The following is a 20,326-nucleotide window of genomic DNA, read 5'->3' as shown; positions in this document are numbered from 1 at the left end:
GCGCGTTCGACCTCGATGGAGGCTGATCCCCCATGTCCGCGACCCTGCTCGGCACCCTCGCCCGCACCACCTCGCCGCAGACCGTGCTGCGCCGCTTCCTCGCCCTCGACGCCGTCGTCACCACCGGCAACGGGCCGGCGTACGTGGCCTTTTCGGCCCCGCTCGGCCGGCTGCTCGGGGTCGGCCAAGTGCTGCTGCTGGAACTCGGCATCTTCCTGGCCCTCTTCGGCGCCGGCGTCGGCCTGCTGGCCTCGCGGCGCCGGCCGCCCGTCTTCCCCGTGAAGTTCGTCATCGAGGCGAACTACGCCTGGGCCGCCCTCAGTCTGGTGTCGGTCGTGCTCTGGTTCTCGCCCACCACGGCCGGCCTGCTGTGGATCCCGGCGCAGGCGGCCACCGTGGCCTCGTTCGCCGTGCTCCAGCAGCTGGCGCTGCGGTCGGTCTCAGCCGGCCAGTGAGCGCAGGTACTGCGCCGTCGCCGCGTCGGCCGGGAGGAAGGTCTCGATGGCCAGCTCGGCGACGGTCACGTCCATGGGCGTGTTGAAGGTGGAGATGGACGAGACGAAGGACAGGATCCGGCCCTCGTGCTCGATGCGCAGGGGCAGCGCGAAGTACGGGACCGGCTCGTCCGGTTCCGTGTCGCCCGGGCGGTCCTGCACCGGGTACGCGGCCACCTCCTCGTACAGCTCGCGCAGCGGCTCCGAGCGGGCCAGCGCGATCTGCCGCTCCATCTGGGCCAGCAGGTGCCCCCGCCACTCCTTCAGGTTGTGGATCTTCGGAGCCAGCCCCTCGGGATGCAGCGTGAGCCGCATCGCGTTCAGCGGCGGCGCGAGGAGGTGCTCCGGCACCCCGTCCAGCAGCATCAGGATGCCCCGGTTGGCCGCGACGACCGTGTACGTACTGTCCACCACCAGCGCCGGATAGGGCTCGTAGCCCGTGAGCAGCCGCTCCAGGCCCTCGCGCAGCGTGCTCATCGAGGGGTCGTCGAACGGTGTCTGCGCGTACCGGGGCGCGTAACCGGCGGCCAGGAGCAGGGCGTTGCGCTCCCGCATCGGGACGTCGAGGTGGTCGGCGAGCCGCAGCACCATCGCCTCGCTCGGCCGCGAGCGGCCCGTCTCGACGAAGCTGATGTGCCGGGAGGATGAATCGGCGCGGCCCGCCAGCTCCAGCTGGCTGATGCCGCGCCGCTCGCGCCAGGTGCGCAGCAGCGCACCGACGGAGGTTTCGGCCGTGAGGGTCGTCGTCATGCTCACGACGTTAGCCGAAACGGGTCATCCCAGGTCGAACACGTTCCGCAGTCCGAGACGGTAGCGCCACAGGTCGTGCCGCTTCGCGGACTCGACCTCCGGGGCCCGGTAGAGGGGCTGGATCGTGCACCGGGCGGCCTGGGAACCGTCCCGGTCCAGGAGGGAGTTGACGGCCGCCCGGGCGGAGGCGTTGGCGCCCTCCATCGTCGCCAGGTCGATGTCGACCGCCACGTAGTCCCCGCTGAGGAAGAAGTTGGGGATGCGGGTGCCCGCGCTCGGCCGGTTGTGGAAGGTGCCGGTCGGGTGGATCAACAACTCGTCCTGGTTGGTGGGGTTGGGGGTGCCGAGCCCGTCCACGCCGGGGTCCAGGAACCAGGAGTGCAGGACGGAGTCGCTCAGCAGGGTCTTCCCGGTGTCGTTGAGGGACGCCTTCAACTGCGCCCACACCTCCCGCGCCACCTCCTCGCGGGTGCACTGCTTGGCCGTCTTCCCGTACAGGATCCCGGGCTTGTCCCACTCCGAGATGTCCACCGACAGGCAGTCGACGGCCGAGCCGTCCCCGTAGTCGGCGGGGAAGTTCCGCGACGGCCAGTGCTCGGCCTGCTGAATGGCAGTCAACGACCAAGGCGAATCAATGCAGTTGAGGTGCCCGTGAACGAGCGGCGCCCGCTCGGTCAGATAGAACTGAATTCCCGTCATCCAGTCCGTCTCCAGCTTGTCGCACCGCCCCAGCATCGGATCGGCGGCCCGCAGCCCCGCGCTCCAGGTGCGGCGGGCGTGCTCCACCGGCAGCGCCGAGACGTAGTGGTCGGCGGTGACCGTCTGCCGGGCGCCGGCCGGGTCCACCACGACGACCCCGCTCACCCGCCCGTTCCCGTACTGCACCTCCCGCACCGTCCATCCGATCCTGAACTCCACCCCCAGCGACCGCAGATGAGCCTCCCACGGATCGATCCACGCCTCGTTGGTCGGCAGGTTCAGGATCCGGTCCGGCGGGCCGTCCGCACCCCGGCCCAGCAGATTGAAGACGAAGGCCTCGCCCAGCGTGCCGACCGTCCGGGTGGAGGCCTCCTCGGCCTTGGTCGCCACGATGTTGCGGGTGACCCCGACGGCGAGGATCCGCTGGTACTCGCTCGACATCTGGGCGGCCCGGGTGAACTCCCACCACGGGGTCCGCTCCCAGACTTCATTCCGTCGCTCGTCGCAACTGGTGAGGAAGACCAGGGCCCGGTCGACGAAGTACGCCGTCTCGTGCAGCGGGAGCCGGACCAGCGACTGGAGGATCCCGGTCAGCGCCCGCCGCAGCTCGTCGGGCGTCAGCTCGGCGGGCGCGTGCTCGGGCCACGGGATGGGCGCCCGCAGGTCTTCACGCCCGCCCGCCCGGGCGAACATCATCTCGCGAGGGGCGACGAGGTTGTCCCACACGCCGTTGGCGTTCCCGCGAAAGGGAATGCGCCGCATGGTGTCAGGCAGGTTGTGGTAAATACCCGGAATAAACCGAAACCCATGCTCGGCGGGCAGCGGCCGCCTGCCGCCTCGCGCACTGCCCGGCACGTCCATGCTCCGGGCCTTCCCACCCAGCGCCCGCCGCTCGTACACGGTGACGGCGTAGCCGCGCTCGGCCAGTTCGTGCGCGGCGGTCAGCCCGGCCACCCCGCCGCCGAGGACCGCGACCCGGCGCCCGCCCGCCGTGCCGGTCGCCGCAGCGGCCGAAGGGGCAGCCGCCAGCACCCCCGCGGTGGCCGCCGCGCCCGCGATGAACGTCCGCCGGGAACTCCCGATGCCCGTCATGCCCTACCCCCTGCTTGTTACCGCCGGTAACGGTCCGGCGCAGGAGCATAAGGGGCCCACACTGGCCACGGAAGGCCGTACATCTACCCGGGCGCACTATGGCGCGAAAGGCTCGCTCCGGCGCACACCGTGGGAAGATTGACCCCACGTCACGGGAAGAGGAGCCGGTGCATGCCGAGTGAGCCGTTGTCGCAGAAGGAGATCGAGGACCGCTTGCGGGAACTCCCCGGCTGGGCCTTCGAGAACGACCGCATCTTCCGCACCTACCGCCTGGGCACGCACTTCGCGGCGAGCGCCCTGGTCACCCACATCGCCTCCGTCCAGGAGGAGTTGAACCACCACTCGGACCTGACACTGGGCTACAACACGGTCCGCCTGTCGGTGAACAGCCACGACGCGGGCGGCGTGGTAACGGACCGGGACTTCGCCCTGGCCGAACGCGTCGAATCCCTGGCCCCGACCCACGGCGCCACCTGACCCCCTCACGCGACCTGGGGCTCCGCCCCAGACCCCGCGCCTCAAACGCCGGCGAGGCTGGAACGGCACGCCACGCCCCCGCTGAGCCGACGGAAGCCCTAGCGATCCGCCGCGTCCCAGCCCCGGACGGCCCGCGGACGCCGAGACGTGCGGAGCGCGTAGCGATCTGGCGCGTCCCAGCCCCAGAGGAGCGGCAGACGCCGACCCGAGGGAAGCGCGTAGCGATCTGATGCGATGGCGGCTCCCGATGGGCCTCTCGCCGCTGTTTGGTGCGGGTAGAGCCGCCCCGGCTCGGGATCTGACGTCCGTGCGCGCCCAGGCGGGCGGGGCTGGGCAGGTCTGAGGGTGTGGGCCCGCAGTTCCCTGGCTCTCCCCGTGTGAAGCGTCTGACCCGTGGACCGTTCCTTTGGGGGCTTCCCGGCAGTCCTTGTCTTTCCGGTTCGGGCCGGTCGGTCAAGGGTGGCCGCAGGCCATCGCGAAGCGACGCGACCGCAGGGAGCGCCCTTGAGGGACCGGCCCGAACCGGAGAGACGCTGGGACTGACGGGAAACCCCCAAACCCTCCCTGACTACGATCAGACCGCCTCCAACCGCCACCACTGCGACGCCGAGTCGCTGTCCTCGCCCTGCCGGGCGCGCCCCTCCGCATCGGCCTCCAGCAGCAAGTCGCTGATGCACGCGACCAGCGAGACCACCCCCGGATCGTCCACGTGCTCCTCGACGAGCCACTCCTGCGCGCCGAAGGCGTTGGCCCGCCACACCTGCACCCGCGCCCCGCTCTCCAGCGACGCGTTCGCGACGTCCAGGCGCCGGCCGTTGTCCTCGCTCACCAGGTGGTAGACCCCGCCGCCGCTGTGCACCGGCGAGATCCGCCAGCGGCGGGCCGCCACCGGCGCGGGCGGCCCGTCAGGGCCCACCCGTACCCGGGAAGCGCCCTCCAACTGGAGCACCAGCCCACTCTCAACGTTGCGGATCCGGTAGACCCCGTCGGAAAGCCTCACACGCACACCCACTCCCGTACTTCCCCCACTCCCCGTACTCAGACATCGAAGACGGCCGGATCCGGCCCGATCCTCCGCCCCACCCCACCCGCACCCCCGGCACCCGGGCCACCCAGGCCACCCAGGCCACCCAGGACAGCCATGTCAGCAGCATCCAGCTCGAAGCCGAAGACATCCAGGTTCTCCCGGATCCGCACCGGAGTAACCGACTTCGGGATCGCGATGTTCCCGAGCTGGAGGTGCCAGCGCAGCACCACCTGCGCGGCGCTGCGGCCGTGCCGGGCGGCGATCGCGGTCACCTCCGGCAGCGTCAGCAGCTCCTTCCCCTGCCCCAGCGGGGACCAGGCCTCGGTGGCGATCCCGCGCTCGGCGTGCAGGGCGCGCAGCTCGGCCTGCGGGAACAGCGGGTGCAGCTCGATCTGGTTCACGGCCGGGACCAGCGGGCTCTCCGCGGCGAGCCGGTCCAGGTCCGCCGGCCGGAAGTTCGACACACCGACCGCCTTGGCCAGCCCGCTCGCCGCGATCTCCTCGAAGGTCTTCCAGATGGAGACGAAGTCGTCACGCATCGGCCGCGGCCAGTGGATCAGATAGAGATCGACGTAGTCGAGACCCAGCAACGCGAGCGAATCGTCGAACGCGCGCAGCACCGCCTCCCTGCTCCACTTCCGCGAAGGCCCGTTCCACAGCTTGGTGGTGACGAACAGCTCCTCGCGCGCGACCCCGGAGGCGGCGATGCCCTTGCCGGTGCCGGACTCGTTGCCGTAGACGGCCGCGGTGTCGATGCTGCGGTAGCCCGCCTCCAGCGCGGTCGCCACGGCCCGCTCGGCCTCCGCGTCCGGAACCTGCCAGACGCCGAAGCCGATGCGGGGCATGCGCGTGCCGTTGTTGAGCGCGGCGGTGGGGACCTGGTTGGGGACCTGGTTCACGTCTGGTCATTCCCTCGAATCGTGATGCGGCGGCGCGCCGCACGGGCGGCAACCGGCACCCGGCCTCCCGTACGACGTATTCCCGCCATCCTCCCGCGCGGAAGCCAGATCGAGGCGACGCCCCACCCACCCGCGCCACCCACTCCTCAGGCACTCCCCAGATAAGCCTCCCGCACCCCCGCATTCGCCCGAACCTCCGCCGCCGTCCCCTCGGCGAGCACCGTCCCCAGGTCCAGGACGACCACCCGCGTGCACAGGTCCATCACGAACGCCACGTTGTGCTCCACCAGCAGCACCGCGCAGCCCTCCTCCTCCGCCAGCCGCCGGACCACCGCCGCGAGCTGGGCCCGCTCCGGCGCCGACATGCCGGACGCCGGTTCGTCCAGCAGCAGCACCCGCGGCGGATCGGCCACCGCGCGGGCCAGTTCCACCATCCGGGCCTGGCCGACCGGCAGCCCTCCCGCGTACGAGGCCCCCAGCGCGCCGATCCCGCAGTCGGCCAGCACCCGCTCTCCGCGCTCCCGCCGGGCCCGCTCCCGGGCCCGGCGCGCGGGGAAGGCGAGCAGGTCGGCGGCGAGACCGCCCCCACCGCCCCGCCACTCCTGCGCCACCAGCACGTTGTCGGCCACGCTCAGCTGGCCGAACAGCTGCTGGCGCTGGAACGTCCGGCGCATCCCGTGCCGGGCCCGCCACACGGGGGAGCGGCGGGTGATGTCCGCGCCGTCCATCAGCATCCGTCCCCGGTCCGGCCTCCGTATCCCGGACAGGACGTCGAACAGCGTGGTCTTCCCGGCCCCGTTCGGCCCGATCAGCCCGCACACCTCGCCCGCCCGGATCCCGAGGTCCACCCCGTCCAGCGCCCGCACCCCGCCGAACCGCACGCTGATGCCGCTGGCCTCCAGCACGTACCCGTCCCCGCTCATGTCGCCATCCCCAGGTAAGCCTCGGTGAGCCGCTCCGCCTCCACCTCGGCCCGCGGCCCGCACCAGGAGACCCGGCCCTGGGAGAGGTACGCGACGGTGTCGGCGATACCGAGGATCTCCGCTGCCTTCTCCTCCACCAGGAGCAGCGCGGTCCCGGCGTCCCGGAGCTCGGTGAGCAGCGCGTACACCTCCTCCACCACGCGCGGCGCGAGCCCGAGCGAGGGTTCGTCGGCGATCAGCACCTCCGGCGGCCGTTGGAGCAGCGGGGCCAGCGCCAGCATCTGCTGTTCCCCGCCGGACAGCGCCCCGGCGGCCACGCCGCGGCGCTCCCCGAGCCGGGGGAACCGGTCGTAGACGGCGGCGCGGGCGTCGGCCTCGCGGAGGTACAGGGCCAGGTTCTCCTCGATGGTGAGCGCGGGGAAGATCCCGCGGCCTTCGGGGGCGAGCAGTACGCCGGCGCGCGAGCGGCGCACCGCGCCCTCGCGGGTGGCGTCGCGGCCGCGTATCCGTACCTCGCCCGCGGTGACGGGCAGCAGCCCGGCGGCGACCCGGCACGTGGTGCTCTTGCCCGCGCCGTTCGGCCCGAGCACGGCGAGGATCTCCCCTTGCCGTACGGCGAGATCGACGCCGTAGAGCACGAGGCCGCCGTCGTACCCGGCCGTTATGCCGCGCAGCTCGAGCGCGGGCCCTGCGGGGCTTTCCCCCACCCCGCCCCTTCCCGAAACTGTGGGCGCTGCCCCCAGCCCCCCGTCGCCGGGGGGGCGCGGCCGGCCCCCCGGGGGGGGGGCCGCCCGGCCCCCCCGCGGGCCCGCCCCGGACCCCGCGGGGGCTCCGCCCCCGTACCCCCGCGCCTCAAACGCCGGCGGGGCTGGATTTGCCTCCGGCGGCGCCTCAAATGCCGGCGGGGCTGGATTTGCCGGCGTTCGAGGCGCCGGGTCCGGGGCGGGCCCCCGTGAAGCGGCGGCGCGCCTGCGGGCCCACCGCACCGGACCGGCCGCGCAATACCCGTCCGGATCGTTCGCCAGGGCCAGCCCCGCCAGCCCGAACAGGATCACCGGCAGGTGTGCGGACGAGGTGACGTAGTCCGACAGCACCCGCGGGGCCACGGCGAAGACCAGCCCCGCCACCACCGCGTACGGCGCCCGCCGGACCCCCGCCGCGACCACGACCGCTAGCCACACCAGCCCGGTCATCGCCGTGAAGTCGGTCGCCGTGATCCGGGTGTTGTACGAGGCGTACATCACGCCCCCGAACCCGGCCAGCCCCGCCGACAGCGTGAACAGCAGCAGCTTCGTCCGCAGTACCGACACGCCCGACGCCATCGCCGCCGCCGGCGCCGACCGCACGGCCAGCATCGCCCGCCCGGACGGCGAGTTCCGCAGCGCGCTCAGCCCGGCCGCGCACAGGGCGGCCAGGACCACCAGTGCCACTCCCAGCGCCCGGTCGTCGGACAGGTCCACCGGTCCGAACACCGGCCGCGGGATCGACCATCCGGAGTCCCCGTTCCGCAGCCAGCGCATCTGGAACAGCACCTGGTCGGCCAGGAACGCCAGTGCCAGCGTGGCCAGCGCCAGGGACCGCCCGCCCAGCCGCAGCGCCGGCAGCGCGACCAGGGCCCCCAGCAGCGCCGCCACGCAGGTTCCGACCGCCAGTGCCGCAACGAACGGCCAGCCCCGGCTCATCAGCAGTCCGGCCACCAGCGCGGCACCGGTCACGAACGTGCCCTGGGCCAGCGACACCATCGCCCCCAGCCCCGTCACCACCGTGAAGGACATGAACACCAGCGAGATGGCCAGGCCCTGCGCCAGCAGCCCGCTCCAGAAGGGGGTGGTCACGGTGTAGAACGCCACGCACAGCACCGCCGCACCCGCCGCCCACAGCCCCCACCGGCGCCCCCACGAGGCCCCGGCCAGGTGGTCCACCGGCGGGGCGTCCACCGCCGCGACCCCCGCCGTGCGGGCCCGCCGGGTCAGCACCAGCAGGCCGCCGAACAGGATCAGGAACGGCACCGCCGTACGGAATCCGGTGATGCCTTCGGCGAAGGAGGCGTAGCCGGCGACCAGGTTCTGCAGGACCCCGAGCCCCAGCCCGCCCGCGAAGGCGAGCGGCACCGACGCGAACCGGCCGATGACGGCCGCCGTCGCCGAGACGAACAGGAAGAGGGTGAAGTCGTGCGCGGACAGCCCCAGCAGCGGGGTCGCCAGCACGCCCGCGAGCCCGGCCAGCCCGGACGCGATCATCCATGCCACCGACGACAGCCGGTCCGCGCTGATCCCGCGCAGCTCGGTCAGCGAGCGGTTGTCGACGGCGGCCCGCAGCCGCAGCCCGAGCCGCGTGTGCCGCATCAGCACCCACAGGGCCACCGCCACCACCGCCGTCACCACCCAGGTGATCAGCTGGTCGGAGTCGATGCCGACGCCCTCGGCGAGCTGCCAGGACTTCGCGGGGCTCGGCCCCACCCCCGGCAGCCCGAACTGGTTCTCCGCCGGTTTGACAGGCGCGCCCGCGTCCGCCAGCAGCTCCACCGCCCACAGTCCGGCGGCGGGCAGCGCCACCAGCAGCCCGATGGTCGCCACGATCTGCGCGGTCTCGCCGACCTTGGCGAGCCGCCGGAACATCAGCCGGTCCAGTCCCCAGCCGAGTCCGGGAGCCAGGACGAACACCACCAGCAGCGCCGCCGGGACGGCCGGCCAGCCCAGGCCCGAATGCAGCTCGTAGAAGGTGAGCGCGCACAGGTAGGCGGTGGCCCCGTGCGCGAAGTTGAACAGTCCGGACGCCGAGTACGACAGCACCAGCCCGGTGGCGAGCAGTGCGTACACGGCGCCGGAGACCAGACCGCTCAGTACGAAGACGAGCAGATCCCCCATCCCGTCACCCCACCCCTACTTGAAGGGGATGGGCTCGTAGCACTTGAACGGGACGGAGACCCCGTAGGCGCCGTCCTTCAGCTGTACGAGCGCCCCGCAGCCGAAGCTGTCCTTCTGCCCCTTGGGCTCCGCGCGGTCGCCGACGAGCGTGGCGGTGTCGGAGAAGCCCTGCGCGGCGGCCTGGAAGGACTCGACGGTCAGGTCCTTGCCGGCCTTCTGCGCGATGGACACGAACAGGTCGGCGGACATGTACCCGGTCATCATGTGCATGTTGAGCGGTACGTCCTGGCCGCCCGCCGCGGCCTTGATGTCGGCCTTGAACTGGGCCATCTTCGGGTTGTCCGACTCGAAGGGCTCGAACTGGAGCAGCACGTGCACCCCGTCGAGGGCCTGCTTGGTGGCGTCCTTGGCGAGCAGCCCGGGGTCGTAGTCGGTGGGGTCGGAGAGCAGCCCCTTGTAGCCGCTGCGCTTGAGGGCGGTGAACAGCCCGATGTTGTTGGGGGTCTGCATGACGGAGACGACGGCGTCCGGGGCCTTGCCGCCGTTGCTCTCCAGGATGTCCTTCACGTACGCGGACCAGTCGCTCGGCACGGCGGTCGCGGGTACGGAGGCCTTGGCGTAGGAGACGGTGAAACCGGCGCTGGTGAAGCCCTGTTGGAAGGTGCGGATGCCGAACTTCCCGGCGTCGCTGTCGTTCGCGATGATCGCGACCGACTTGCCCTGGGCTCCGCCGAGGACCTTGCCGATGCCCTCGGGCCAGGTCTGGTTGAGGGTGCCGCCGGGGGTGGGGACCAGGCAGCCGTTGAAGCCGTAGATGTACTTGGGCCCGCAGAAGGAGGGCAGCGTGCCCCAGCCGAAGGTGGGGACCTTCTCCTGTTCCAGGAAGTCGGCGCCCGAGAAGGTCACGGAGCTCATGGGGGAGACCGCGAAGACCTTGTCCTGCTGGACGAGTTTGCGGGCGGCCGCCATGTTCTTCGCGGGGTCCTGGCCGTCGTCCTCCGCGCCGAGGTAGTCGATCCTGCGACCGTGGATGCCTCCCTCGGCGTTGGCTCTGAGGTAGCGGGCCTTGGCGCCGAGATCGGTGTCCTTCTTGCTGTAGCCGCTGGCGCTCGTCATGGAGACGATGCCGCCCACCTTGATGGAGTCGGCGGTCACCCCGCGCGAATCGCCGGCCGGGCCGGGCTGTGCGGTACCGGTGTGGTTGGAGGCGGAGTTGCAGGCGGAGACGAGCGCGAGGGCCGCCGCCGCGGCGGCCAGGGTGCGGATCGGTCGCAACATGTCGGGGATCCCCTCCGGTCGGAATCCCCGCATTCTGTGCGTGACCTGACGGATCGTCAATATCAACGGCGGCGTGAAATGACGAACCGTCAGGTACCTGTTGCGGAGGTTGCGAGGGGTCGCCCCAAGGCCGCGCTCACGACTCGTACAGGGCCGCGACCTCCCTCGCGTACACCTTCTCGATCGCCCGGCGCTTGAGCTTCAGCGAGGGCGTCAGCAGCCCCCGCTCCTCCGTGAACTGCTCGGCGAGCACCCTGAACGTGCGGATCGCCTCCGCCTGCGAGACCAGGGTGTTGGCGGCCACCACCGCCCGCCGGACCTCCGCCGTCAGGTCCGGGTCGTGCACCAGATCGGCCGCCGGCAGCTGCGGGCGACCGCGCATGGACAGCCAGTGCGCGATCCCCTCCATGTCCAGGGTGAGCAGGGCCGCTATGTACGGCCGGTCGTTGCCCACCAGCACGCACTGCGACACCAGCGGGTGCGAGCGCACCCGCTCCTCCAGCGCGGTCGGCGCGACGCTCTTGCCGTTGGAGGTCACCAGGATCTCCTTCTTGCGGCCGGTGATGGTGAGGTAGCCGTCCCCGTCCAGCCGCCCCAGGTCCCCGGTCGCCAGCCAGCCGCCGCGCAGCACCGCCTCCGTGCCGCGCGGGTCGTTGAGGTAGCCCGAGAAGATGTGGCCGCCGTGCAGCCAGACCTCCCCGTCCTCCGCGATGTGCACCGTGGCGCCCGGGATCGGCCGGCCCACCGTGCCGTACTTCGTCGCCCCCGGCGGGTTCGCGGTGGCCGCCGCGCACGACTCGGTCAGGCCGTACCCCTCGAAGATCGTGATCCCGGCCCCGTCGAAGAACAGCCCGAGGCGGCGCGACATCGCGGACCCGCCCGACATGGCGTACCGCACCCGGCCGCCCATGGCCTCGCGGACCTTCCCGTAGACCAGCTTCTCGAAGAGCTGGTGTTCCATCCGCAGCCCGGCCGAGGGGCCGGGCCCGGTGCCGAAGGCCTTCTGCTCGCGCGCCTCCGCGTACCGTACGGCCGTCTCCACCGCCCGGTCGAAGGGGCCCGTGCGCCCCTCCGTCTCGGCCTTGCGGCGGGCGGCGGCGAAGACCTTCTCGAAGACGTAGGGGACCCCGAGCACGAAGGTCGGCCGGAACGCGGCGAGGTCCGGGAGCAACTCGGCCGCCGCCAGCACGGGCTGGTGCCCGAGCTTGACCCGCGCCCGGATGGCGGCCACCTCCACCATCCGTCCGAACACGTGGGCCAGCGGGAGGAAGAGCAGGGTCGACGGCTGCTCGCCCTGCCTGGCCTGGAAGACGGACTCCCAGCGGGTGACCAGGGTGTCGGCCTCGTACATGAAGTTGGCGTGGGTGAGCACGCAGCCCTTGGGCCGGCCGGTGGTCCCGGAGGTGTAGATGACGGTGGCGGTCGCGTCGGGGGTCACGGCGCCGCGATGGCGGTGCACGACGTCCTCGGCGACGCCGTGCCCGTCGGCGACGAGCGCGTCCACGGCGCCGGCGTCGAGCTGCCAGAGCAGGCGCAGGTGGGGGAGCCGGTCGATGACCGAGCCCACCGTCATGGCCTGGTCCTCGTTCTCGACGACGCAGGCCGTGCACTCGGAGTCGTACAGGATCCAGTGCACCTGGTCGGCGGAGGAGGTCGGGTAGACGGGGACGGGCTGGGCGCCGATCGCCCACAGGGCGAAGTCGAAGAGGGTCCACTCGTAGCGGGTGCGGGACATGACGGCGACCCGGTCCCCGAACCGCACCCCTTGGGCGAGCAGCCCCTTCGCGAGCGCGAGCACCTCGGCGGCCAGCCGGCCGGAGGTCACGTCCTGCCAGACCCCGTCGGTCTTCCGGCCGAGCACCACCCGGTCCGGGTCCTCCTGTGCGTGCCGGAATACGACGTCGGCCAGCCCGCCGACGGGCAGGCCCGTGACGACGGGTGGGACGGTGATCTCGCGCAAGGCCCCGCTCCTCTCCGCGCGCCGCGGCGAACGTACCGCCCAGTCTGGCGGAGGTTGATCACCCTGCCGATACCTCCACAAGACCTCCCCAGGGCCGGGGGCATACGCTGCGCCCCCCTGCCGGCGGGCCGCTCAGGCCGGGCGGCTGAGGCGGTCGCCCCCGGCGAGCACGGCGGCGGCCAGTGCCTCGGCGGCGGCCGTGGGGCGCCGGCCCTGCAGGAGCGCGAACTCCACCGGGCCCAGGTCGGGGAGGCCGCCGATGCGGACCAGGCCCGGCGGGATCAGCCCCCGGGTGTGGGCCATCACGCCCAAACCGGCCCGCGCCGCGGCGATCAGCCCGCTCAGACTCCCGCTCGTGCACGCGATCCGCCACCCCCGCCCCTCCCGTTCCAGCACCTCCAGCGCCCGGGCCCGCGTGATCCCCGGCGGCGGAAAGACGATCAGCGGAACCGGCCGCTCCGGGTCCACCCGCAGCCCTTCCGCCCCGATCCACACCATCCGGTCCCGCCAGACCAGCCGGCCCCGCTCGTCCCCCGGCCCCCTCCGCTTCGCCAGCACCAGGTCCAGCCGCCCCGCGTCCAGCCGCTCGTGCAGCGTCCCCGACAGCTCCACCGACAGCTCCAGGTCCACCTCGGGATGCTCGTGGCGGAAGCCCTCCAGGATCTCCGGCAGCCGCGTCAGCACGAAGTCCTCCGAGGCCCCGAACCGCAGCCGCCCCCGCAGCCGCGTCCCCGCGAAGAACGCCGCGGCGCGCTCGTGCGCCTCCAGGATGGTCCGCGCGAAGCCCAGCAGCGCCTCGCCGTCCTCCGTCAGCTCCACGCTGTGCGTGTCGCGGACGAACAGCGGCCGCCCCGTCGCCTCCTCCAGCCGCCGCACGTGCTGGCTGACCGTGGACTGCCGTACGCCGAGCCGCCCTGCGGCCTGCGTGAAGCTCAGTGTCTGGGACACCGTGAGGAACGTGCGCAGCTGGACAGGGTCGTACATATCGCCCATGCTAGCCGCGCCCATCACGATCCGTGATGGCAGTGAGTACGGTGTGCGGGTTTCCCGATCACCACCCCACCCCCGACCATGAAAGACCCACCCCCTACAGCAAGTGAGCCCCCCGCACATGCGCCGCCCGCACCTCCCCGCCTGGCTGCCCCTGGACCCGTACGTGCTGGCCCTGCTCGGCACCGTCGGCCTCGCCGCCCTGCTCCCCGCCCGCGGCCCGGCCGCCACCCTCGCCGACGGCGCGGCCACCGCGGCCGTGGCCCTGCTCTTCTTCCTCTACGGGGCCCGGCTCTCCACCCGCGAGGCCCTCGACGGCCTGCGCCACTGGCGGCTGCACCTCACCGTGCTCGCCTGCACCTTCCTCCTCTTCCCCCTCCTCGGCCTCGCCGCCCGCGGTCTCGTCCCCACCCTCCTGACGCAGCCCCTCTACAGCGGCCTGCTCTTCCTCTGCCTGGTCCCCTCGACCATCCAGTCCTCCATCGCCTTCACCTCGATCGCCCGCGGCAACGTGCCCGCCGCGATCTGCGCCGGCTCCTTCTCCAGCCTCGCCGGCATCGTCCTGACGCCCCTGCTCGCCGCGGCCCTCCTCGGCAACAGCGCCGGAGGCTTCTCCCTCGACTCGCTCTTCAAGATCGTCCTCCAGCTCCTCCTGCCCTTCCTCCTCGGACAGGCCCTGCGCCGCTGGGTCGGCGGCTTCCTCGTCCGCCACAAGCAGGTGCTCGGCTACGTCGACCGCGGCTCGATCCTGCTCGTCGTCTACGCCGCCTTCAGCGCGGGCATGGCCGCCGGGATCTGGCACCAGGTCAGCGTCCCGCGGCTGGGCGCGCTGATGCTCGTGGAGGCCGTACTCCTCGCCGTGATGCTGCTGGTCACCTGGTACGGCGCCAAGCGCCTCGGCTTCGACCGCGGCGACCGCATCGCCATCCAGTTCGCCGGGTCCAAGAAGAGCCTCGCCGCCGGACTCCCCATGGCCAGCGTGCTGTTCGGGGCGCAGGCGAGCCTCGCCGTGCTACCGCTGATGCTCTTCCACCAGATGCAGCTGATGGTCTGCGCGGTCCTCGCCCGCCGCCGCGCGCAGTCCGGTCCGACCGAGCAGGGCGAACCCGCCGCAGACCGTGTGGCGGACGTCTCCCGCCCGGTCCAACACCCCAGCTCCCAGGCCCGGTAACGTGCGGCGGTGACCTGGATACGCCCGCTCGCCGCCCACGCCGAACGCCCCTGCACCCTGGTGGTCTGCCGCGGCTGCTGCTGCGGTGACCCCCGCAAGAACCCGGGCTCCGACCACGCCGGTCAGCTCGCCCGCCTCCGCGAGGCCGCCGAGGCCTCCGGCGGCCGCCTGGCCGTCCGTACGAGCGACTGCCTCGGCCCCTGCGCCCAGGCCAACGTGATCGTGGTCCAGCCCACCACCGAGGCCCGCCGCCGCGGCGCCCGCGCGGCCTGGTTCGGCTGGGCCCTGGACGACACCGCGACCGACGAGATCATCGCCTGGGCCGAATCCGGCGGCCCCGGCTCCACCCCCGTCCCGGCCACCCTCGACCTCCACCGCATCGACCCCCCGGAGCCCAAGCCGGCCCCGGCCTCCACCCGCCGCGGCCGCCGGGGCAAGCGCTAGGGGGTGTCCGGCGGGATCAGTGCCCGATCCGCTGCTCGCCCGCGTAGATGTTCATGTCCGGGCCGCGCAGGAAGCCGACCAGGGTCAGTCCCGAGTCCAGGGCCAGGTCCACCGCGAGGGAGGACGGGGCCGAGACCGCCGCCAGGATCGGGATCCCCGCCATCACGGCCTTCTGGGCCAGTTCGAAGGAGGCGCGGCCCGAGACCAGCAGGACCGAGCCGGCCAGGGGGAGGCGGCCGGCCTGGAGGGCGCGGCCGACGATCTTGTCCACCGCGTTGTGCCGGCCCACGTCCTCGCGCAGGTCCGCCAGTTCGCCCTCCGCCGTGAACAGCCCGGCCGCGTGCAGCCCGCCCGTGCGGTCGAAGACCTTCTGGGCCGCGCGCAGCCGGGGCGGCAGCTCGGCGAGGAGATCCGCGGGTATCCGTACGGGATCGGCGGCGATCCCCGGGAAACGGGTCGCCGTGCGGACCGCGTCCAGGCTGGCCTTGCCGCACAGGCCGCAGGAGGAGGTGGTGTAGACGTTGCGTTCCAGCGTGATGTCCGGCACGGGCACTCCGGGCGCCAGCTGCACGTTGACCACGTTGTAGGTGTTGGAGCCGTCCTCCGTCGCACCCTCGCAGTAGGTCACGGCCTGGACGTCCTCGGCCCGCCCCAGCACGCCCTCGCTCACCAGGAACCCCACCGCCAGGGCGAAATCGTCTCCCGGAGTGCGCATCGTGATGGCCAGCGGCCGGCCGTTCAGCCGGATCTCCAGCGGCTCCTCGGCCACCAGCGTGTCCGGACGGACCCCGGCCGTGCCGTTCCGGATGCGGACGACGCGACGGCGTTCGGTGACCCGTCCCATGGTGATCAGCCCACCCCTTCGGTTCTCGTTCCTGTGACCACCCCATTGTCCCGGTTCCGCTTCGCCCCCCGCCCCGACAGGTCGATCCTCGGGAATCTCCAAATTCCGGGGTCCGAATCCTGTCGGATCACGCGCACACGTACCCACCAGTAGCAGGCAAAGCTGGGTGATCCTGACTTCTTTACGAGGGGAATCCCGCCCATGACCGGTTCACGCGTGGTGGCGCTAGGGCACTACCAGCCCGCGAAGGTGCTCACCAACGAGGACCTCGCGGCCATGGTCGACACCACCGACGAGTGGATCCGCTCCCGGGTCGGCATCAAGACCCGCCACATCGCGGGCCCCGACGAACCCGTGGACGAGCTGGCCTTCCAGGCGGCGGGCAAGGCGCTGGCCGGCGCCGGCCTCAGCCCCGACGACATCGACCTCGTCCTGGTCGCCACCTCCACCGCGATCGACCGCTCGCCGAACATGGCGGCCCGCGTCGCCGCCAAGCTCGGCATGGGCGGCGCGCCCGCCGTGATGGACATCAACGTCGTCTGCTCCGGCTTCACGCACGCCCTCGCCACCGCCGACCACGCCATCCGGGCCGGCTCCGCCACCCGCGCGCTGGTCATCGGCGCCGACAAGATGGCCGAGATCACCGACTGGACCGACCGCACCACCTGTGTCCTCACCGGCGACGGAGCGGGCGCCGCGGTCGTCGAGGCCTGCGAGGGCGGGGAGCCGGGCATCGGCCCGGTGCTGTGGGGCTCGGTCCCGTCCATGGGCAACGCCGTCCGCATCGAGGGCTCGCCGCCGGTCTTCGCGCAGGAGGGCCAGTCCGTCTACCGGTGGACCACCAGCCAGCTGCCGCCGCTCGCCCGCAAGGTCTGCGAGAAGGCCGGGGTCCACCCCGAGGAGCTGGCCGCTGTCGTCCTCCACCAGGCGAACCTGCGGATCATCGAGCCTCTCGCCGCCAAGATCGGCGCCGTCAACGCCGTCGTCGCCCGCGATGTCGTCGACTCCGGCAACACCTCGGCCGCCAGCATCCCGATGGCCCTCTCCAAGCTGGTCCAGCGCGGCGAGATCCCCTCCGGCGCCCCCGTCCTCCTCTTCGGCTTCGGCGGCAACCTCTCGTACGCGGGCCAGGTCATCCGCTGCCCGTGACCCCGGCGGGGGCCCCGGCCCCCGTGCCGGCCGCAACCGGTCCGGCAGCGGCCCCTCCATGGCGAGACGTCCCGTCTCGCTTCACTCTCCGGTGCATGCCTGCAGGTCAGCACGGCGTGGCGGACGGCGGCCGAGCGGATATGTGGTCGGAGGCCCGCCGATCCTTTGCTATTGTTGTCCATGTCGCCGCGGGAAACCGGGGCCGACCACCTAGTCCGGGTGGCGGAATGGCAGACGCGCTAGCTTGAGGTGCTAGTGCCCTTTATCGGGCGTGGGGGTTCAAGTCCCCCCTCGGACACAAGCAAGAACCCCACACGCATCGTGTGGGGTTCTTCTGTTTTCCCGACCGGTTTCCCGACCGGCCCGCTCTCTTTACGTGTGGAGGACGACCAGGCCGCCCGGAGTGGTCAGGGTGCCCGGGGTGACCTCCGTGAAGGTGTGGGGGAGCGAGAGGCGCGGGGCGCCGGTGTCCGGGGCGGCGTCGAACAGGTAGGCGGCCGCCGCGGTGGTGTCGCTGACCAGGTGGGGCCCGCCGGGGGAGGGCGCGGTGCCCGTCAGGGGCGTGCGGAAGAGCCGGCGGAGGTGGCGCAGGGTCTCCGGGGTCACCGGGCTCCGGGTGCGCTGGGGCTGCGGGTGGAGGGGATCCGCGTACGGGGAATCCGGGTGCGGGGCATCGGCGTACAGGGCGTCCGGGGCGAGGGGATCGGGGGAGAGGGCGGTGGCCGGGTCCGGGACCGGTGGGGCGTCCGGGGGGATCGCGCCCGTCAGGAGCAGGGCCAGGAGGACCGGGACGGCCTTGCGGCGCAGGGCCTCCGTGGCCGAGCGCAGCCGGTGGGCATGGGTGGCGGGCAGCGAGAGCGCCAGGCTGCCCGCGGAGTCGCCGGTGGCGATCGGCACCGCCGAGCAGACGACCCCGGGGGAGTATTCGAGCAGGTCGAAGACGGGCGCGCCCGGGGCCACAGCGTCCAGGGCGGTGAACAGGGCCCGGCTGTCGGTGATGGTCTGCGGGGTGAGCCGGGCCGGCCGGTGGCGGGCCACGTGGTCGGCCCGCCGGTCGTGGTCGAGCTGGGTCAGCAGGCACTTGCCGACGGCGCTGGCGTGGGCGGCCGCCCTGAAGTCCACCCACTCCCGCACCGGCGGGGCCGCGGGCCCGTCCGCCATCTGCGTGATCCGGACCTCCCCCTCGGCGTACCGGCTCAGGTACACCGCGGCGCCCGCGCTGTCCCGGGCCAGGGCCAGGGTGCGCTGGAGCTGGACCGCCAGTCCGTGGCCGCCGGGGGCCGCGAGCCGGTCCAGGGCCGGCCCGCGCGCATAGACCCCCGCGCCCGCGCGGTACGCGTACTCCTCCTCGCACAGCATCGACAGCAGCGGCCCGAGCTCGGCCTCGGCGAGGCCCGCCTTCCGCGCGAGCCGGCGCGCCCGGACCCCGAGGGGATGCCGCTCCAGGACCCGTACGACGGCCAGCGCGCGGCGGGCCTCGGCCAGGGCCTCGCCGGTCCCGGCCTGGACGACCGTCCCGCGGGCGGCCGCCGTCAGCGCGGGGTGGCGCAGCGGGCCGGTCCCCGGCCGGGGTGCGGGCGGCGGAGCGGGCACGGGCGGCGGCGCGGTCGCGGCCGTGACGGTCACGGTGGCCGCCGGCGGTGGCCGGAACGCGGCCAGCACGGCGGGCAGCCCGGGCTTCGGCAGGGGCACCGGGCCCAGATCGGGATCGTCGAGCTGGTCGACGTAGCGCAGGACGGCCGCCTGCGCGCACAGCCGTACCTCCCGCAGGTCCCTCCTGCCGCTCGGCCGGAAGCCCCGGCGGCCCAGTTCGCGCGCCCACAGCCGGGCGTCGTGGTGCTCGCCGCGCCGGGAGTGGTCGAGGAAGAGGCAGTACGCGGCCGGCGCGGTCCGCGACCGCCCGGAGCCGGCGGCGAACTGCCACCAGAAGCGGGCGCCTTCGCGCAGCCCGGCCAGGTGGAGCAGACAGCCGAAGACGACCGCGCCGGCGAGATCGGAGTGCGCGCTGGCGAGGAAGGCGGCGAGCTGGGCCTCGGCCTTCGGCGCGCACACGGAGGCCAGACAGGCGGCCTTGAGGTCGCGCCGGGCCCGTTCGGCGTCGAGCGGGCAGTCCCGGACGGGGTCGCTCCACCCGTAGGCGGACCGGCGGCGGGCGCGGTGTCCGGGGACCGGGGTCTGGGGGGTCGCGCGCAGCAGCCGGGCCTCGGCCGCGCCGAGGTCGTAGTGGCGGTAGCGGTCGCGGACGCCCGCCCGGGCGAGGAACTCGGCCAGGGAGCGGGGGGTTTCGTCGCCGTCCGGCGGCTGGCGCCGTTCTTGGGGCCTCATGATTCGGCTGGTTCCGCTGATTCGGATTCGGGGGACGCCGCGGACGTGTCGAGCAGGCGGGCGAGCCGCCGGTGGGCCTGGCCGAGGTACGAGCGGACCGTGGCCTCGTCGACGCCCATCACGGCTGCGGCCTCGCCGGGGGTGCACTGGAGGCCGTACCGCAGGAGCACGGCGTCGCGCTGCCGCTCGGCGAGCCGGGAGACGGCGGAGTAGAAGCGGATGGTGTCGGTCAGCACCTCGTACTGGTCGGCGTGCGCCTCCTTGAGCGCGGCCTCGAAGGCGCTGATGTCCATCGGCTCGGGCTGCTGCCGCCAGGGGTGGAGCCGGTGCTGCCGGTCGACTATGGAGTGCTTGAGCACGGTCCACGCGTAGGCGTCCAGGCGGTCCATGTGCAGCATCCTGAGCCACTCGCCCATGATCGAGTCGAAGGTGGCGTCCACCGCCTCCTCGGCCGCCGCGTCGGAGCCCAGCTGCAGATACGCGAAGCGCATGTACGCGGGCCGCCGATTGGCGTGGAAGGCCCAGTACGACAGGCGCGCCGTCGGATCCCACTGGCTCATGGGCGTCGGCCGCCGGCGCCGGCTCGGCAGTCCCACGGCCCCACCGGACTCCTCCGGTCCGCCATCGCTCACCGTTCCACCTCATCCCCTGTGCGCAGAACAGGAAATCAGCGCGAGCACACCCGGAGGGTGCAGAGAAGAAACCTGGCGCGATATCGGTCGGCGATGATCGTCTCGTGATCGCTCCTGATCATGCATGGGTTCAGCAGGCACGTATGCATATGCCCGTCCACATGCCGGGCCCGGCGGCGCCGCACGGCGCCGGCCGCCTGTAGCATGAGCCCGATCGCGAGGGCCGTGACGGAGAGGTCACTGCCCTCGCTTTTGCGTTACGTCCGCCGTGAACAAATGCGGCGCGGGGCCTTTCGGCGGTTCGA

Annotated in this window: 16 protein-coding genes, 1 tRNA gene and 1 pseudogene; 6 read left to right on the top strand and 12 right to left on the bottom strand. The window is 72.9% G+C overall.

The genetic code is table 11. The features are described 5' to 3' along the window. Positions 1 to 32: 32 nt before the first annotated feature. Entirely contained in the window at positions 33 to 455 is a 423-nt protein-coding gene (locus ACFTXQ_RS14750; RefSeq protein WP_382640395.1) for a hypothetical protein, read from the top strand. Here the strand turns inward: ACFTXQ_RS14750 and ACFTXQ_RS14745 are convergent. After that, on the bottom strand, positions 441 to 1,244 hold the full coding sequence (locus ACFTXQ_RS14745; protein WP_382640392.1) for a helix-turn-helix domain-containing protein: 804 nt from the start codon (positions 1,242 to 1,244) through the stop codon (positions 441 to 443). The two genes, ACFTXQ_RS14750 and ACFTXQ_RS14745, sit on opposite strands and share 15 nt — an antisense overlap. A gap of 24 nt (positions 1,245 to 1,268) precedes the next feature. Then, the gene (locus ACFTXQ_RS14740) at positions 1,269 to 3,035 is read right to left on the bottom strand and encodes an FAD-dependent oxidoreductase (RefSeq protein WP_382640389.1); all 1,767 of its coding nucleotides are present in this window, start codon (positions 3,033 to 3,035) and stop codon (positions 1,269 to 1,271) included. A gap of 171 nt (positions 3,036 to 3,206) precedes the next feature. Between ACFTXQ_RS14740 and ACFTXQ_RS14735 the strand changes: the two genes are divergently transcribed. Next, the gene (locus ACFTXQ_RS14735) at positions 3,207 to 3,512 is read left to right on the top strand and encodes a 4a-hydroxytetrahydrobiopterin dehydratase (protein ID WP_382640386.1); all 306 of its coding nucleotides are present in this window, start codon (positions 3,207 to 3,209) and stop codon (positions 3,510 to 3,512) included. 574 nt (positions 3,513 to 4,086) lie between these two features. On the opposite strand, the gene ACFTXQ_RS14730 is transcribed toward ACFTXQ_RS14735, so the two are convergent. The 7 genes from ACFTXQ_RS14730 to ACFTXQ_RS14700 form a co-directional block, all read right to left on the bottom strand. Beyond that, on the bottom strand, positions 4,087 to 4,512 hold the full coding sequence (locus ACFTXQ_RS14730; protein WP_382640383.1) for an RICIN domain-containing protein: 426 nt from the start codon (positions 4,510 to 4,512) through the stop codon (positions 4,087 to 4,089). A gap of 38 nt (positions 4,513 to 4,550) precedes the next feature. Next, positions 4,551 to 5,384: an aldo/keto reductase gene (locus ACFTXQ_RS14725; protein WP_382640513.1), complete on the bottom strand. Its 834-nt coding sequence runs from the start codon at positions 5,382 to 5,384 to the stop codon at positions 4,551 to 4,553. A gap of 200 nt (positions 5,385 to 5,584) precedes the next feature. Next, on the bottom strand, positions 5,585 to 6,361 hold the full coding sequence (locus ACFTXQ_RS14720; protein WP_382640380.1) for an ABC transporter ATP-binding protein: 777 nt from the start codon (positions 6,359 to 6,361) through the stop codon (positions 5,585 to 5,587). Further along, entirely contained in the window at positions 6,358 to 9,228 is a 2,871-nt protein-coding gene (locus ACFTXQ_RS14715; protein ID WP_382640378.1) for an ATP-binding cassette domain-containing protein, read from the bottom strand. Before ACFTXQ_RS14715 ends, ACFTXQ_RS14720 begins: the two co-directional genes overlap by 4 nt. 15 nt (positions 9,229 to 9,243) lie before the next feature. After that, the gene (locus ACFTXQ_RS14710; RefSeq protein ID WP_382640375.1) at positions 9,244 to 10,506 is read right to left on the bottom strand and encodes an ABC transporter substrate-binding protein; all 1,263 of its coding nucleotides are present in this window, start codon (positions 10,504 to 10,506) and stop codon (positions 9,244 to 9,246) included. A gap of 136 nt (positions 10,507 to 10,642) precedes the next feature. After that, complete coding sequence (locus ACFTXQ_RS14705; RefSeq protein WP_382640372.1) at positions 10,643 to 12,466, bottom strand: AMP-dependent synthetase/ligase; 1,824 nt, start codon at positions 12,464 to 12,466, stop codon at positions 10,643 to 10,645. Positions 12,467 to 12,598: 132 nt separating this feature from the next. Beyond that, positions 12,599 to 13,450, bottom strand: coding sequence for a LysR family transcriptional regulator (locus tag ACFTXQ_RS14700; RefSeq protein ID WP_382640370.1), 852 nt, complete (start codon positions 13,448 to 13,450; stop codon positions 12,599 to 12,601). A 127-nt stretch (positions 13,451 to 13,577) separates the two neighbouring features. Here ACFTXQ_RS14700 and ACFTXQ_RS14695 point away from each other — a divergent pair, with 127 nt between their 5' ends. Further along, positions 13,578 to 14,627 (top strand): bile acid:sodium symporter family protein, encoded by a 1,050-nt coding sequence (locus ACFTXQ_RS14695; RefSeq protein WP_382640510.1) that lies wholly within the window; start codon positions 13,578 to 13,580, stop codon positions 14,625 to 14,627. Between the two features lie 9 nt (positions 14,628 to 14,636). After that, positions 14,637 to 15,071, top strand: coding sequence for a (2Fe-2S) ferredoxin domain-containing protein (locus tag ACFTXQ_RS14690; protein ID WP_382640367.1), 435 nt, complete (start codon positions 14,637 to 14,639; stop codon positions 15,069 to 15,071). Between the two features lie 16 nt (positions 15,072 to 15,087). Here the strand turns inward: ACFTXQ_RS14690 and fdhD are convergent, their stop codons facing one another. After that, complete coding sequence (gene fdhD, locus ACFTXQ_RS14685; protein WP_382640364.1) at positions 15,088 to 15,915, bottom strand: formate dehydrogenase accessory sulfurtransferase FdhD; 828 nt, start codon at positions 15,913 to 15,915, stop codon at positions 15,088 to 15,090. A gap of 201 nt (positions 15,916 to 16,116) precedes the next feature. On the opposite strand from fdhD, the gene ACFTXQ_RS14680 reads away from it, so the two are divergent. After that, a complete protein-coding gene (locus tag ACFTXQ_RS14680) occupies positions 16,117 to 17,064 on the top strand; it encodes a beta-ketoacyl-ACP synthase III (protein WP_382640362.1) in 948 nt (315 codons plus the stop codon). 213 nt (positions 17,065 to 17,277) lie between these two features. Next, positions 17,278 to 17,362, top strand: a tRNA-Leu gene (locus tag ACFTXQ_RS14675). Positions 17,363 to 17,829: 467 nt separating this feature from the next. On the opposite strand, the pseudogene ACFTXQ_RS14670 reads toward ACFTXQ_RS14675, so the two are convergent. Then, a pseudogene (locus ACFTXQ_RS14670) lies at positions 17,830 to 18,531 on the bottom strand (IclR family transcriptional regulator C-terminal domain-containing protein); the annotation flags it as partial. An 854-nt stretch (positions 18,532 to 19,385) separates the two neighbouring features. After that, on the bottom strand, positions 19,386 to 19,985 hold the full coding sequence (locus ACFTXQ_RS14665) for a sigma factor-like helix-turn-helix DNA-binding protein (protein ID WP_382640359.1): 600 nt from the start codon (positions 19,983 to 19,985) through the stop codon (positions 19,386 to 19,388). Positions 19,986 to 20,326 lie beyond the last annotated feature (341 nt).

Origin of the sequence: Streptomyces sp. NPDC057010 (assembly GCF_042673805.1) — a bacterium.
Classification (GTDB): domain Bacteria; phylum Actinomycetota; class Actinomycetes; order Streptomycetales; family Streptomycetaceae; genus Streptomyces.
The sequence above is the reverse complement of the archived record's forward strand: the minus strand, read 5'-3'. Positions and strand labels throughout refer to the sequence as shown.